Consider the following 14,291-nt stretch of genomic DNA (forward strand, 5'->3'; position numbering starts at 1 on the left):
TTGCTCAGCGGTTGGCGCTACTGCCGCTCACTACGAGCCTATCCTAATGTTTGTGTGTGAGGCATAAACTGATGGCCAAGGAGCCACGTTATGCCACGCAAACGCAAGGAAGAAGTGACGATTGAACCGGGCAAGGGTTTGAACCTGGACCCGGAACTGATCAAGCAACTGGTACCCGGCACGCTGGATCGGGCGACGATCAACGAGCAGCTTGCGGCGCTCAAGAAGGCAATCTTCGAACGCGCGCTGGGCGGCGAACTGACCCACCACCTCGGCTACGAGAAGGGCGATGCCAAGCCGGCAGGCCGCACGAACCATCGCAACGGCACCAGCCGCAAGCGCATCACGACCGACGACGACCTGCTCGACGTCGAGATTCCGCGCGACCGCGAAGGCACTTTCGATCCGGTGCTGATCGCCAAGGGCGAGCGACGCTTCACCGGCTTCGACGACAAGATCATCGCGATGTACGCACGCGGCATGAGCGTGCGGGAGATTCAGGGCTTCCTGCAAGAGATGTACGGCATCGAGGTGTCACCAGACTTCATCAGCACGGTCACCGACGCGGTGATCGATGAAGTGCGCGAGTGGCAACAGCGGCCGCTCGAGCCGATGTACCCGGTCGTGTTCTTCGACGCCTTGCGAGTCAAGATCCGCGACGAAGGCGTCGTGCGTAACAAGGCGATCTACCTGGCGCTGGGCGTGCGCCGCGACGGCACACGCGACGTGTTGGGCCTTTGGATCGAGCAGACCGAGGGGGCCAAGTTCTGGCTGCGGGTCGTCAACGACCTTAAGCTGCGCGGCGTGCAGGATATCCTGATTGCCGTGGTCGACGGCCTGAAGGGCTTCCCGGAAGCGATCAACACGGTGTTCCCGGAAACGACGGTCCAGACCTGCATCGTGCATCTGATCCGGAACTCGCTGGACTTCGCCAGCTGGAAAGACAGGAAATCGGTCGCGGCGGCGCTCAAGGAGGTCTATCGGGCAGCGTCGGCCGAAGCGGCCGCCGTGGCGCTGGACGCGTTCGATACGAGCCCGTGGGGTACGAAATACCCTCCGATTGCCGCGCTCTGGCGCCGAGCCTGGGATCAGGTGATTCCGTTCTACGCCTTCGCGCCTGACATCCGGAAAATTGTATATACGACCAACGCGATCGAGTCGCTGCACATGCAGCTTCGGAAGATCATCAAGGCGCGCGGCCACTTCCCGTCGGACGAGGCCGCGCTCAAACTGATCTGGCTGGCGCTACGCAACGTCGTGGCCAAGTGGACCGGCTCCCGGCACGATTGGAAGAGCGCGATGACGCAGTTCGCACTGCTTTACCCGGAACGATTCAACATTGGAGTCTGAATCTCAACCCGCCTCACACACGGAATTCCGGATACCTCCCTCACTACCTTGGTCGCGGCTGCAGTACATGCGCAGCAGGCGCCCGCGCCGGCAGATAAGGCCGCCGCCGCGCGCGCGAACGCGGAGCAGGATCGGCAAGCGCAACAACAACGCGACGCACAGCAGCGTGACGCAACCGTGCGCGCTCCTTCCGTGCGCTCGGACGTGCCGCATGCCGCGGCGTATCCAGTGCTTCCTGCCGAAACGCCGTGCTTCCGCATCGACCGCTTTGCGCTCGACGTGCCTGCCTCGTTGCCCGACGCGATGAAAACAGAAGGCGCGTCCGCCCTGCCAATGGATCGATTCGCGTTCGCCCGCGAATGGCTGAATCACTACACCCGCCAATGTGTCGGCAGGCAAGGCGTCGACATGCTGGTCAAAGGGCTGTCGCAAGCGATTCTGGCCCGGGGCTATGTCACTACACGCGTACTCGTTCCCGAACAAGACCTGTCGACCGGCACCCTCAAACTCGCGCTGATCCCCGGCGTGATCCGCCACATCCGCTTCGCCGACGAGAAATTACGTGGCACATGGAAAACCGCATTCCCGACCGGTGACGGCGAACTGCTGAACCTGCGCGACCTTGAACAAGGTCTGGAGCAAATGAAGCGCGTATCGAGCCAGGACGTGTCGATGCAGATCGTCCCCGGTGAACTGCCCGGCGAAAGCGACGTGGTACTCGATATAAAGCGCAACAAGCCCTGGACCGTCGTCGCATCGATCGACAACTCCGGCACGCGCGCCACCGGCAAGCTGCAAGGTAACCTGTCGCTCGGCATCGACAACCCGCTCGGCCTGAACGACATGTTCAACGTCGGCGTCAGCCAGGATCTCGAGTTCGGCGACAAGCGTCTCGGCTCGCACGGCTGGAACAGCTTCTATTCGATCCCGTGGGGCTACTGGACAGCCACGCTGTCCGCGTACACGAACACCTACTACCAGCAGATTGCGGGCGTGAATCAGACGTTCGTCGCGAGCGGCAACTCGAAGACGGTCGATTTCAAACTGGCCCGCGTGCTGGCGCGCGGCCAGAACGACGTGTTCGGCGGGTATTTCCGGTTGTCGCGCCGTTTCGGGCAGAGCTTCATCGAAGACACCGAGATTTCCGAGCAGCGCCGCAACAACACGATCGTCGAACTTGGCCTGACCGATCGCCACTACTTCGGCGGCGCACAGTTCGACGGTTCGCTTGCCTACCGTCAGGGTGTCGGTGGATTCGGCGCGCAGGACGACATGCCGTCGGCAGGCGGCGGCCCGACCTATCGCTTCAGGATGGCCGTGCTCGACGCGAACTTGTCGGTGCCGTTCGCGATCGGCCAGCAGCCGTTTCGTTACGTCGGCACGTTCCATGGCCAGTACACCGGAAACACGCTGAGCTACATCGATGACGTGACTATCGGCAGCCGCTACACAGTGCGAGGCTTCGACGGCGAAACGATGCTCGCGGCGGCGCGCGGATTCTACTGGCGCAACGAGTTGCAAATGCCGATCGGCCAAACGGGGCAGGCGGTGTATGCCGGGCTGGACTACGGGCGCGTATGGGGGCCGCAGCCGATCGTGCTGGTCGGGACGCAACTGGCCGGTGCGGTGATCGGCGTCAAGGGCAGCGTCGGCACACGTTTTGGCGCATACGCGTACGACTTGTTCGCGGGCACGCCGATCGACAAGCCGTCCGGTTTCCCGACCGCGCGCGTCACGGTCGGGTTTCAGGTCACCGCACAGTTCTAAGCAGGGAGATTCGCGTCGTTGAAGGTGAGAAGTTGCAGAAAGTGGGTGGTTTGATGTTATTTGTTAGGAATATTTAACATTTAAGGAGCGAATAATGAAGAAGCAATTGCTTTTGGCCGGTGTGATGGGCGCGTCAGTCCTGCTGGCGGCGTGTGGCGGCGACGACGGTGGAGTTGCCAAAGCGGGAGGCAGCACATCGAACAGTAACAACGCCGAGACGCCGCCCCCCACGTCGCCCGGGGTGTCCCAGCCTTCGGCCCAAGCAGCATGTCGACCGAACGGCCGCTTCACCTATTCGGGTTCCGCGTCTCAGGTCGCGGCGAACAACGGCCAACTGGCCGTGCTGGTTGTACCCAGTCTGCCGACGGCCTATCAGAAGAACAGAAACATCACGGCGCCGAACGCACCCGCATCGAGTCAGGTGCAGCAGGCAAGTGGTGCGTTTACGACACTTGCGTCATCGGCTGCGGCGACCGACTGTCTTGGGCTCGATCATGGGGCGGTGACCGAGATTCAGAGTGTCGGCACCGATGTGGCGATCGGGCGGTGGAATCAGGCGATGGACACGGATGGCAATACCTATGCCAGCGAGCAAGGTGTCCATTACGCGGTCGGTACGCCCTTGTCGTTGTCCGCGACGAGCGGCACGCTCGCGTGTACGCAATTGATCGCGGACTCGGTGGCGTCCGCTGACGGCGGCCGAGGTGGCACGCTTGGAGCAAGCTCGGCCACGCTCGATTTGGGGGCGCGCACGCTCAACAATCTGAGCTTGTCGATCAACTGGGCGAATACGCAATCTACGCTGACGAATACACAGGCGCCGTTGAACGGTGCCTCGACGATCGGGCAGTTGTCGGTTCAGACGGTTGTCGTGGGGCATGACACGGCGCAGCCATTGGTCGCCGTCGGCTACTCGACGCAATCGATTGGCGGGGTCGTGGTCTTGTCGTGCCGTTGACTTCTGCCGGAGTGTCGCGTTCATCGACCGAATAGGCCGCTGACAACCGTGTCCTGCGATTTGCGCTGCACTCCATTGCCCAGGTGTAGTGAGCAGGACACGCGGACGGCACGTGCGATGTGAGGTGCAGCGTGAACACGCGGACGGGGTTTTGTAGTTTGTTAGGTATATTTAATAAATTGAAAGATCGACAATGAAGAATCGATGGTTTCTGGCGGGGCTGACGGGGGCGGCAGTCCTGCTGACGGCTTGCGGTGGCGGTGATGGTGGCGGCAGTTCGACGAGCAACGATGGCTCGGCAGGTTCGACTGCTCAGGCCGGGACGAACGGCACAACCGATACAGCCTCGCAGGCTGGATCGGATGGACAAGCGAACGCAGTCAAGTGTCCTGGCAGCTATAAGTCGATACAGGTGACGAAGAGCGCGATTCCGAATGCGACGATGACGCTCGTCACCGACGACGGTATCGCCACGTTGACCTTCAAGACACCGCCGGATGGCGTGGTTCGCGATGGGACGATTTGCCTGGGCAAGCCCGACCCGGTGCCGGCAGGCGTGAAGGCCGACTATGTCTACGAGATCAAGGCGTACGGAGCTTTTGACGACATGTTCAACCGGACGCTGACCTTGAACTTCAAGACGGACGTGATTCCCGATCCGAACCCGCCCGTTGTGGAAATGGCGGATCTGTCGAGCGGGAACGTGACCTACAAGCCGACCATCCCGGGTTCGGTGTATTCGGTCCGACCGAACTACAGCCTGGCTGTTGCCGCAAACTTTCCGGGCCTGTACGTCGTGCGTCTGACACGGTAAGCGGCCGCGCCGCGCCGCACCGCATGGATCGTCGGCGGTGCGGGTGTGTTCACGGTTTCTTTGCCTCGTTACGCCGGCTGACGCGCGCCGACGAACGCCTGCTTGATCCGCGCAAACAACCCGTGCTGCGCGATCCATTCGGCATACGCGCGATAGTCGGGGTCGCGCATCAGGTGGCGTTCTTCCGTCTTCGCGCGCAGGTAATAGATCAGGTTGACCGCGACGAGCGCAGCGCAGTGCATGAGCCCGATCTGCCAGCCGAGCGGCTCGACGAACGGCACCGACACCATCCAGTACGACAGGTTCTTCGCGATATACGCCGGATGCTTCGTGAAGCGGTACGGGCCCGACGTGATGATCCCGCGGTTGGTGAGGTTCGAGAAGCGCAGCCCGAACGAGATCGTCGACAGCGCGTAGGTCATCAGCAGCAGGATGATCACGGCGCCCCAGATCACGCGCAGCGTCGGCGCGGACAGCAGCCAGTTGTCCCAGAACAGCGAGCCTTCGTAGCGGATGTAGTGGCTCGAGATCAGCGACCAGAACGGTTGATAGCAGATCAGCGCGGCGCCCCAGCCGAGCGCCGTCGGCTCGACCGTGCGCACGTGACTGTCGAGGATGCGGAACGTGCACAGGTAGCCGACGGTGCCGAACATCAGGTCCATCGTGAACGACAGGTCGTACAGGAACGAGAACGTCGCGAGCGACATCGGCGCATTCATCGCGTGCGCGAGCGACGCGGTCAGATGATCGGCGTCCTTCGACAGGTAGACGATCATCAGCGGCAGGAAGAACGTCTTCACGCCCCAGCCGGCGAGCATCTCGCGCACCGGCTGCCAGCTCGCGGGCCGCTCGCGGCGGAACAGGAGGCGGCCCCACAGCAGGTACGCGTCGTCGGTTTCGCGCTGATGGCGGTCCATCCACATGAAATAGAACGGCGCGGCGACGATCACGTAAGGAGCGAGCGCGCGCAGCAGCGACCAGAACGGCAGGTAGAAATCGCCGTGATATTCGGGCAGCAGCCAGTACAGCATGCCGATGCCCGCGTAGATCGACGTGAGCGCGCCGAGCCGCGTCGCGACGCGCGCGAGGCCGAGCGGCCGCACGGCCTGGCGCGACAGCCCCGCGCTCGGGCGCAGGTAGACGCGCGAGATGAGGATTTCGTGCAGCGCGATCGTGCCGATGATCGCGAGGCTCGCGATCATCGCGCGCGTCGCGGCGTCGAGGGCCGGATGGTCGCGCGTGAACCACAGCGCGAGGAGCCCGGCCGCGATGCCGAGCAGGCCGGCGCGGAAGGGCGTGGCGGAACGGGGCGGGCGGTCCTGGACCGCGGCGATGCCGTCGAGCGTGGAATTCATGATCGGATCCTCGTCGGGATGACGGCCGGCGCCCCCGCTTGGCGGGTGACGCCGGCCGTCGGCCGGGCTTTGTATTGATGCGTGCCCGGTCATTGGCCTGTGGTTCTGGTAGGTAAAGCGTTACTTCTTGGTGCCGCCGCCCAGCAGACCGCCGAGCAGGTTCGTCACCGGCGACAGCAGGTTGGCTGCACCGCCCGCGGTACCGCCGTTCGAACTGCCGGTCAGGCCGGCCACGGTGCCGCTGCCGGCCGGCGTCGTCGCCGTACCGGTTGCGACGCCGGGGCTGGCCGTGCCGATGGCACCAGCCGAGCCGGTCGGCGTCGTTAGCGCACCCGTCAGCGTGCCGACCGGGCCGCTCGTCAGCAGGCCGCCGACGTTGCCCGTCACGTTGCCTCCCGGCGTCGTGACCGTGCCGGTGAGGCTTGCGCCGAGCGGCGTCAGCGAGTTGACGAGGTTGGTGACCGGCGCCAGCAGGCCGCCGACGCCCGAGCCACCGGTACCGCTGGTGCCACTCGTGCCGCCGGTCCCGCTCGTGCCGCTCGTGCCGCTCGAGCCGAGGCCGCCGAGCGCGCCCGTCACCGTGCCGAGCAGGCCCGTGATCGGCGCGAGCGGGCCGCCGCTGGTGCCGCTCGTGCCGCTGGTGCCACTGGTACCACCCGTACCGCTCGAGCTGCTGCCGCCGCCGAGCCCGCCTGTCAGCGTACCGAGCAGACCGGTAATCGGGGCGAGCGGGTTGGTGCCGCTGCTGGAGCTGCCGCTGGACAGCAGGCCGCCGGCCGACGTCACCGTGTTGCCGAGCTGGGACACGCTGTTGCCGGCGCTCGTGCCGACCGGGTTGCCGGTGGCGCTGCCGACCTGCGAACCGGCGAGGCCGAGGCCGCTGCCGAGCGTGCTCAGCAGTCCGCTGAGCGGGGCGCCGAGCATGGTTGCGCCGCCGAGCGTCTGCGTGGCGCCAGGCGTCGTGACGCCGCCGGTCAGCGTGTTCGTGATCGGGTTGATCACGCTGCCGAGCTGCGTCTCGAGTTGCTGGACCGGCGCGCTGTTCAGCGCGGTATTCAGCGCCGATGCGGTCGAGTTGACCGCATTGCCGACCGTGTTGACGAGATTGCCGACCAGGGTCGTCGCCGGCGCGAGCGGCGACAGCGGACCGGTGCCGAGGCTCGTCACTGCGTTGCCGAGGTTGTTGACCGCGCCGCCGGCGCCGGTCAGCAGGCCGGTAGTCGACGTGAGCGTCGGGCCGAGCGGGTTCGGCGACACGCCGATCGAGCCGAGGCCGGCAGCGACACCGTTGCCGAGCGACTGCACGCCGTTGCCGAGGCTCGTGACCGCGTTGCCGACGCTGGTGGCCGTCGTCGGGTTCGTGCCGGGGATCTGCACGCCGCCGATCTGCGCGCCGCCGTTTGCGACCGTCGTGCCGAGTGCCGTCACGAGGTTGCCGGATTGCTGGAGGACGTTGCCGAGCGGCGTGACGCCGGTGCCGGAGGTGCCGGAAGTGCCCGAGGTGCCCGAGGTGCCCGAGGTGCCCGAGGTGCCCGAGGTGCCGGAAGTCCCCGAAGTACCGGAGGTACCCGAGGTGCCCGACGTGCCGGAAGTACCCGAAGTACCCGAAGTACCCGAAGTACCCGAAGTACCCGAAGTACCCGAAGTACCCGAAGTACCGGAGGTACCCGAGGTGCCGGAAGTCCCCGAAGTACCGGAGGTACCCGAGGTGCCGGAAGTCCCCGAAGTACCGGAGGTGCCCGACGTGCCGGAAGTCCCCGAAGTACCGGAGGTGCCCGAGGTGCCCGAGGTGCCCGAGGTGCCCGAGGTGCCCGAGGTGCCCGAGGTACCCGAGGTACCCGAGGTACCCGAGGTACCCGAGGTACCCGAGGTACCCGAGGTACCCGAGGTACCCGAGGTACCCGAGGTACCCGAGGTACCCGAGGTACCCGAGGTACCCGAGGTACCCGAGGTACCCGAGGTGCCCGAGGTACCCGAGGTACCGGAGGTACCCGAGGTACCCGAGGTACCCGAGGTACCGGAGGTACCCGAGGTACCCGAGGTACCCGAGGTACCCGAGGTACCCGAGGTACCCGAGGTACCCGAGGTACCCGAAGTACCCGAGGTACCCGAGGTACCCGAGGTACCCGAGGTACCCGAGGTTCCCGAAGTACCCGAAGTACCCGAAGTACCCGAACTCCCGCCACCCGACGTCCCCGACGAACCGCCGCCCGACGTACCGGACGTCCCCGACGTGCCACCGCCCCCTGACGTGCTCGGCTTGATCGACGGCGGGGTCGTCGGTCCGTCGACCGAGCCGCAACCGTACAGCGCGAGCAGCGACGAGACGGCCATCGTTACCGTCGTCTTCTTGAAGAAATTGTGCATGTTGGCCTCGACATTGGAAGTGTGTCCAAGCCTCCACTGCAAATTCCGCGCCATGACGTAATTATCGAAACGGCGCCGCTCTTTGTTGCGGGAATCGGGAATATCAACGCGATTTAAACGGAGGAATGGCGGTTTCGCGCGACGGGCACGCACCGTGCACTGATGCAATAGTTGCGATGTTCCCGTAAGCCGCCGTAACGCGCGGCCGGATGTTACGTAGCGTTCGATCGCCCGTTACGCGAACAGCCGCGAACCGAGGGCCGCATCTTTGACGAAACGCGCCGCCCCCGTGAACATGGCGCGAAATCCCCGGCCGTCGGCGACGCCGATGCGATCACGACTTCACACAGGACACGGACATGAGCGAACAGGACAGGGAGCACGGCAAGGCGCGGCGGATCGACGTAATGGGCGAGGCGTTCGTCGAGCGCGCGATGCGCGATCTCGACGGATTCTCGCGTCCGTTGCAGAACTGGCTGAACGAACACGCGTGGGGCAGCACGTGGCAGCGGGGCGGGATCGACCTGAAGACGCGCAGCCTGTGCACGTGCGCGATGCTGGCGGCGCTCGGCCGCGGCACGGAACTGAAGGGTCATATTCGCGGCGCGCTCAACAACGGCGCGAGCCTCGTCGAGATCCGCGAGGTGCTGTTGCACAGCGCGCTGTACGCGGGCGCGCCGGCCGCGGTCGAGGCATTCCGCAGCGCGCGCGAGGTGATCGCGGATCTCGGGCTGTCGGTGCCCGACGACGAAGCCTGATTCCGTCGCAGCAGCGGCTGCACGGCACTGAATCAGGCCCCGCGTCGTTCGCGCTCAGGACTCGATACGCACAGCTCGTGCGACGGCGTCGGCTGGTGCTGCGGCGACTTCGAGCAGCCAGTCGGCCGTCGCATCCGGAAGCGTGACCGGCAGCATGTGCCCGCCCTCGACGACCTTAAGCCGCACGCGCGCCGATTTCTTCGCGAGCGCGTCGCCGTGCTCGCGCCAGTTCAGGATCGGATCGGCGTGGCCGTACAGCACGTCGACCGGCAGCGTGAGCTCCGCATAGCGGCGCACCATCGCGGGCAGGTCGACGGGCGCCGACAGCAGGTCGGTCGCGGTCGCGTAGAACACATGCGGCCGCATCCCGAGCAGCCCGCCGCCCTTGGTGGGGAAGTCGCGCGGCACGTCGTCCGGCGCGAACACCTGGCGCACGGCGTTGCGGCCGGTCAGGATCGTCAGCGGGATTGCGAAGGTCCACGACACGAAGCGGCGCACCAGCGGCGACGGCAGCATCAGCGGCCGGAACGGCGCCGGCGGCTCGGATTGCTCGTGCGACAGCGGCGCGATCAGCGCGAGCCGGCTCACGCGGTCCGGATGGTTGAGGCCGACCGCGAGCGCGATCGCGCCGCCCAGCGAATGGCCGACCAGCACGGGCTTGTCGAGCCGCAGCGCGTCGATGAACGCGGCGACCGTGCGCGCCTGCGCGAACACGTTCGCCTGCGAGCCCGCGCCGCGGGTCGAGCGGCCGGCGCCGGGGCGGTCGATGAGGATCACGCGATGCCGCTGCGCGAGCCGCGCGAGCGGCAGGTACGCGAAGTTGCGCAGCTGCCCCGCGAGCCCGTGAATGAACACGATCGGCGGGCCGTTGCCGTATTCGACGTAGTGGATGCGGTCGCCGCCGATGTCGACGAAGCGCCCTTCGGGCGGGAACGCGCGCGTCACGCGGCTGGCGACGTAGCCGGAAAACAGCGCGAGCGCGGCGAGCACCGCGACGACGCCGAGCAGCACGTTCTGGATCAGATGGAGCGTAGGGGTCATGTCGGCCTCAGCGGGTTTCGAGTGCGGGTTCGGCAACCGGCGCTGTCGCAGCCGGGCCGGCTTTCGCGCGGCGTTCGAAATGCATCGCCGAATCGGCGAGTGCGCTGAACTTCAGCGATGCGAGATCGAGCACGTAGTTCTGATGGAATTTCCACGGCTTGCGATGGCCCTGCTTCGGCAGGATGCCGGCCGCGCGCTGGATGTAGCCCGAGCTCAGGTTGACGGCCGGCACGTCGCCGAGATCGCCGGCGCCGAGCCGCGGCACGCACGTGTCATAGCCGTTCGCGCGCATGTGGTTGAGCAGCCGGCACACGTAGCGCGCGATCAGTTCGGCCTTCAGCGTCCACGATGCATTCGTGTAGCCGAACGACGATGCGAGGTTCGGCACGTCGCTGTACATCATTCCCTTGTACGACACGGTCTCCGGCAGATCGACCGCGCGGCCGTCGACCGTGATGCGCGCGCCGCCGAGCAGCTTCACCTTCAGCCCGGTCGCGGTGACGATCACGTCCGCGTCGAGCTGCTGGCCGCTCTTCAGCTTGAGGCCGGTCGGCGTGAAGCGCTCGATCTCGTCGGTGACGATCGACGCGCGGCCCGCGCGGATCGACTTGAACAGGTCGCCGTTCGGCACGAGGCACACGCGCTGGTCCCACGGCATGTAGCGCGGCGTCAGGTGCTTCGCGACGTCGAAGTCGGGGCCGAGCTGCTTGCTGGCCGCGCGGATGATGAACTTCTTCGTCTGGTCGGGCTTGCGGCGCGACACGTTGTACAGGTACATCGTCAGCAGCACGTTCTTCACGCGCACGAGCCGGTGCGCGAGCCGCGACGGCAGCACGCGGCGCAGCGCGTTCGCGATCCTGTCGCGCGCGGGCAGCGACACGATGTAGGTCGGCGAGCGCTGCAGCATCGTCACGTGCCGCGCGTCGGCCGCCATCGACGGCACGAGCGTGACGGCCGTCGCGCCGCTGCCGATCACGACGACGCGCCGGTTCGCGTACGACAGGTCGTTCGGCCAGTGCTGCGGATGCACGAGCCTTCCCTCGAACGTGTCCATGCCGGGCCAGTCGGGCAGGTAGCCGGCGTCGTAGTCGTAATAGCCGCTGCACATGAACAGGAAGCGGCAGGTATAGACGAGCGTGTCGGTCGCGCCGTCGCGCGTGCGCTCGATGCGCACCGTCCAGCGCGCGCGGTTCGAGTCCCAGTCGGCCGCGACGACCTTCTGGCCGTAGCGGATCGTCTTGTCGATCCCGTACGTGCGCGCGGTGTCGCGGATGTAGTCGAGGATCGTCTGGCCGTCCGAGATCGCGTTGTCGCCGTGCCACGGGCGGAAGCTGTAGCCGAGCGTGAACATGTCGGAATCCGAACGGACGCCCGGATAGCGGAACAGGTCCCAGGTGCCGCCGATCGCATCGCGCGCCTCGACGATCGCGACGCCCGCATGCGGGCAGTGCTGTTTCAGGTGATACGCGGCGCCGATGCCGGACAGGCCGGCGCCGACGATCAGCACGTCGAGGTTGTTGCCGTCGCCGCGGTCATGGCGGGCGCCGGGGGCGGGCGGCGCGTCGCGCCGGGCGGTCGTCGTCGAGGTCATGCGGGCTCCTTGGTCGGCGTGGTCGGGAGTGCGGCCGGGACGGGGGCGCGTTCGAGATTGCGTGCACGGGCGCGGCGCACATGGCGCAGCATCAGCCACTGGTAACCGGCGCCGAGCAGGCGCGCGATCCGGTCGAGCCGACGCGCGTCAGCGCCGACGAGCACGCGGCGCGCATTGCGCTCGACGCCGGCGAGGATCTGTCGCGCGGCATCGTCGGCCGTCGTCGCGTTGATCAGGCGGTTCGCCTGCCGGCGATGGGTCGCTTCGTCCTGGCCCGTGAGCGCATGGATGCTGGTATCGACGCGGCCCGCATCGACGATGTTCGTCGCGACGCCGCCCGGATGCACGCAGGTCGCGCTCACCGGCGCGCCGTCGAGTTCGAGCTCCATCCGCAGCGCCTCGGTGAAGCCGCGCACCGCGAACTTGGTCGCGTTGTACGCGCTTTGCGTCGGCATCGCGACGAGCCCGAACAGGCTCGACGTGTTGACGACGTGCCCATCGCCCGACGCGCGCAGGTGCGGCAGGAACGCCTGCGTGCCGTGCACGACGCCCCAGAAGTTGATGCCGACGATCCATTCGAGATCGGCGATGCGCGCGGTTTCGGCGCTGGCGGCGAGCGACACGCCAGCGTTGTTGAAGATCAGGTTGACCTTGCCGTGTTCGGCGCGGACGAAATCGGCCCACGCGAACACCGCATCGCGGTCGGCGACGTCGAGCCGACGCATGCTCACGCGCACGCCGTGCTGCGCGCACGCGGCCGCCGTGCCGGCGAGCCCGGTTTCGCTGACGTCGGCGAGTGCGACTTCGCAGCCGCGCCGCGCGAGCTCGACCGCGAGGCTGCGGCCCATGCCCGAACCGGCGCCCGTGATCGCGGCGACCTTGCCGGAAAACCCGTTCATCCGTTGCTCCTCCCGCTCCGCTTGTACTGCGCCGGCAGCGTGTCTATTGTGGTGTTGGTCGTCACCACTTTAGTTTTCGGGTGTCCTGATGTCAAATAGCGGAATGGAGAAAGCACTCGAAACGGAAAAAACGGGGCCGGTCGTACGGCGGTGTGGCGCCCGAGGTGCGTGCCGCCGAGCGGCGCGACGCGCTGATCCGCGCGGCGACGCGCGTGTTCGGCACGGTCGGGTTCCGCAAGGCGACCGTGCGGTCGATCTGCCAGGAAGCGAAGCTGAACGATCGCTATTTCTATGCGGCGTTCGACAGCACCGAGGATTTGCTGCGCTGCACCTACCTGCATCACGCGGAGCAGCTGCATGACGCGGTCGCGCAGGCGGTCGCCGCGCGCGGCGGCGATCTGCACGAGAGCGTCGACGCCGGGCTCGCCGCGTTCTTCGCGTTCCTGCGCGATCCGTGCGCGGCGCGCGTGCTGCTGCTCGAGGTGATGGGCGTGAGCGCGAATACCGACATGACGTATCAGCGCATGCTGATCGACTTCGGCAAGCTGATCATGGCGATCGGCGCGCCGAGCGAAGCGGCGACGCCCGCGGAGCGCACCGAGCAACGGCTGATCGGGCTCGCGCTCGTCGGCGCGATGACGAACGTCGGCGCGGCATGGCTGCTCACCGACTATCGCGATCCGGAAGCGCAGGTGGTCGCGAGCTGCAGGAAGGTGTTGCTGGGGACATTGCGGGAGATTGGATAAGCGGGTGGCATCGTACCGTTCCTGTTACCCCCGGCAAATTGCAGGCTGGAAATGAAAAGAAGCGGCAATCACATGGTGCACGGGGCGTCATTTTGTCTTTTCGCGAGATTTAGTCGTCTTTTTAATAATTAAAGGGCGATCGTTTTTTAAGTGGATAATTATTGTCAAAAAAAGTCATGGTTTTTTATTTCGCTTCCATGTGGCGATGAATAGATTAAGGCAATGTGGAGCGAATTAAAAAAGCGGCGCAATGCAAAAATCCGCTCGCATTGCGCCGATCGTGGCGCGAAATCCTTCGCGCCCCAGGCACGATTGATCAAGAACCCGTGTATCCGCCCCGGGTCCAGCCGTCGCCGTCCCAGCAATACTCGGTCGTCGTGCCGCCGCTCGTCGCGTACACGCGGATGTGAACGGCGCTCCCGACCAGCCAGCACGTGGCGGACACGTTGTCGCCCGCCTGGTTGAACGCGCCCGTGTACCATTTCTGCCCGTCGTAGCAGCGTTCGGTGATCTTGTTGCCGTTGGCCGTGTAGACGCGAATCGACGGCGTGGTTCCCCATGAAATTGCGGCGGTTTGCATTTCAAACTCCTTCTTTGAATGAATCGGAGAATTGAAGCATTTGGTAAACGCAGGTCAGCGTATTA

Annotated in this window: 12 protein-coding genes and 1 pseudogene; 7 read left to right on the plus strand and 6 right to left on the minus strand. The window is 65.8% G+C overall.

The window, feature by feature from the left end:
• The first annotated feature begins 90 nt into the window (after positions 1 to 90).
• The 4 genes from DM992_RS28970 (at position 91) to DM992_RS28985 (ending at position 4,889) form a co-directional block, all read left to right on the plus strand.
• Positions 91 to 1,350: an IS256 family transposase gene (locus tag DM992_RS28970; RefSeq protein ID WP_111015445.1), complete on the plus strand. Its 1,260-nt coding sequence runs from the start codon at positions 91 to 93 to the stop codon at positions 1,348 to 1,350.
• A 48-nt stretch (positions 1,351 to 1,398) separates the two neighbouring features.
• The gene (locus DM992_RS28975) at positions 1,399 to 3,117 is read left to right on the plus strand and encodes a ShlB/FhaC/HecB family hemolysin secretion/activation protein (protein WP_111019673.1); all 1,719 of its coding nucleotides are present in this window, start codon (positions 1,399 to 1,401) and stop codon (positions 3,115 to 3,117) included.
• 91 nt (positions 3,118 to 3,208) lie between these two features.
• Complete coding sequence (locus tag DM992_RS28980) at positions 3,209 to 4,075, plus strand: hypothetical protein (protein WP_111019674.1); 867 nt, start codon at positions 3,209 to 3,211, stop codon at positions 4,073 to 4,075.
• A 193-nt stretch (positions 4,076 to 4,268) separates the two neighbouring features.
• On the plus strand, positions 4,269 to 4,889 hold the full coding sequence (locus tag DM992_RS28985; RefSeq protein ID WP_111019675.1) for a hypothetical protein: 621 nt from the start codon (positions 4,269 to 4,271) through the stop codon (positions 4,887 to 4,889).
• A 68-nt stretch (positions 4,890 to 4,957) separates the two neighbouring features.
• On the opposite strand, the gene DM992_RS28990 is transcribed toward DM992_RS28985, so the two are convergent.
• On the minus strand, positions 4,958 to 6,244 hold the full coding sequence (locus tag DM992_RS28990) for an isoprenylcysteine carboxylmethyltransferase family protein (RefSeq protein ID WP_111019676.1): 1,287 nt from the start codon (positions 6,242 to 6,244) through the stop codon (positions 4,958 to 4,960).
• A gap of 120 nt (positions 6,245 to 6,364) precedes the next feature.
• Entirely contained in the window at positions 6,365 to 7,672 is a 1,308-nt protein-coding gene (locus tag DM992_RS43570) for a collagen-like triple helix repeat-containing protein (RefSeq protein WP_343212444.1), read from the minus strand.
• Between DM992_RS43570 and DM992_RS43575 the strand changes: the two genes are divergently transcribed.
• Together DM992_RS43575 and DM992_RS29000 are read left to right on the plus strand one after the other, a co-directional pair.
• The gene (locus DM992_RS43575; protein ID WP_343212445.1) at positions 7,566 to 8,672 is read left to right on the plus strand and encodes a highly repetitive protein; all 1,107 of its coding nucleotides are present in this window, start codon (positions 7,566 to 7,568) and stop codon (positions 8,670 to 8,672) included. The genes DM992_RS43570 and DM992_RS43575 overlap by 107 nt on opposite strands.
• Positions 8,673 to 8,970: 298 nt before the next feature.
• A complete protein-coding gene (locus tag DM992_RS29000; protein WP_111019678.1) occupies positions 8,971 to 9,369 on the plus strand; it encodes a carboxymuconolactone decarboxylase family protein in 399 nt (132 codons plus the stop codon).
• Between the two features lie 54 nt (positions 9,370 to 9,423).
• Here the strand turns inward: DM992_RS29000 and DM992_RS29005 are convergent, their stop codons facing one another.
• Genes DM992_RS29005 through DM992_RS29015 form a run of 3 tightly spaced genes read right to left on the minus strand, consistent with a single transcriptional unit; the run spans position 9,424 to position 12,900 of the window.
• A complete protein-coding gene (locus DM992_RS29005; RefSeq protein ID WP_111019679.1) occupies positions 9,424 to 10,410 on the minus strand; it encodes an alpha/beta fold hydrolase in 987 nt (328 codons plus the stop codon).
• 7 nt (positions 10,411 to 10,417) lie between these two features.
• Positions 10,418 to 12,001, minus strand: a complete 1,584-nt coding sequence (locus tag DM992_RS29010) for an NAD(P)/FAD-dependent oxidoreductase (protein WP_111019680.1) — start codon at positions 11,999 to 12,001, stop codon at positions 10,418 to 10,420.
• The gene (locus DM992_RS29015) at positions 11,998 to 12,900 is read right to left on the minus strand and encodes an SDR family NAD(P)-dependent oxidoreductase (RefSeq protein WP_111019681.1); all 903 of its coding nucleotides are present in this window, start codon (positions 12,898 to 12,900) and stop codon (positions 11,998 to 12,000) included. Before DM992_RS29015 ends, DM992_RS29010 begins: the two co-directional genes overlap by 4 nt.
• Before the next feature lie 88 nt (positions 12,901 to 12,988).
• Between DM992_RS29015 and DM992_RS29020 the strand changes: the two are divergent.
• A pseudogene (locus tag DM992_RS29020) lies at positions 12,989 to 13,646 on the plus strand (TetR/AcrR family transcriptional regulator).
• A 316-nt stretch (positions 13,647 to 13,962) separates the two neighbouring features.
• On the opposite strand, the gene DM992_RS29025 reads toward DM992_RS29020, so the two are convergent.
• The gene (locus DM992_RS29025) at positions 13,963 to 14,226 is read right to left on the minus strand and encodes a fucose-binding lectin protein (protein WP_072442095.1); all 264 of its coding nucleotides are present in this window, start codon (positions 14,224 to 14,226) and stop codon (positions 13,963 to 13,965) included.
• Positions 14,227 to 14,291 lie beyond the last annotated feature (65 nt).

The sequence above is a fragment of the Burkholderia sp. JP2-270 genome (genome assembly GCF_003233675.1).
Taxonomy (GTDB): domain Bacteria; phylum Pseudomonadota; class Gammaproteobacteria; order Burkholderiales; family Burkholderiaceae; genus Burkholderia; species Burkholderia pyrrocinia_C.

Bases quoted from the DNA above. Each gene is read 5' to 3' on its own strand.
- DM992_RS28970 (WP_111015445.1), top strand. From the start codon at position 91: ATGCCACGCAAACGCAAGGAAGAAGTGACGATTGAACCGGGCAAGGGT.
- DM992_RS28985 (WP_111019675.1), top strand. From the start codon at position 4,269: ATGAAGAATCGATGGTTTCTGGCGGGGCTGACGGGGGCGGCAGTCCTG.
- DM992_RS28990 (WP_111019676.1), bottom strand. From the start codon at position 6,244: ATGAATTCCACGCTCGACGGCATCGCCGCGGTCCAGGACCGCCCGCCC.
- DM992_RS29000 (WP_111019678.1), top strand. From the start codon at position 8,971: ATGAGCGAACAGGACAGGGAGCACGGCAAGGCGCGGCGGATCGACGTA.
- DM992_RS29005 (WP_111019679.1), bottom strand. From the start codon at position 10,410: ATGACCCCTACGCTCCATCTGATCCAGAACGTGCTGCTCGGCGTCGTC.
- DM992_RS29010 (WP_111019680.1), bottom strand. From the start codon at position 12,001: ATGACCTCGACGACGACCGCCCGGCGCGACGCGCCGCCCGCCCCCGGC.
- DM992_RS29015 (WP_111019681.1), bottom strand. From the start codon at position 12,900: ATGAACGGGTTTTCCGGCAAGGTCGCCGCGATCACGGGCGCCGGTTCG.
- DM992_RS29025 (WP_072442095.1), bottom strand. From the start codon at position 14,226: ATGCAAACCGCCGCAATTTCATGGGGAACCACGCCGTCGATTCGCGTC.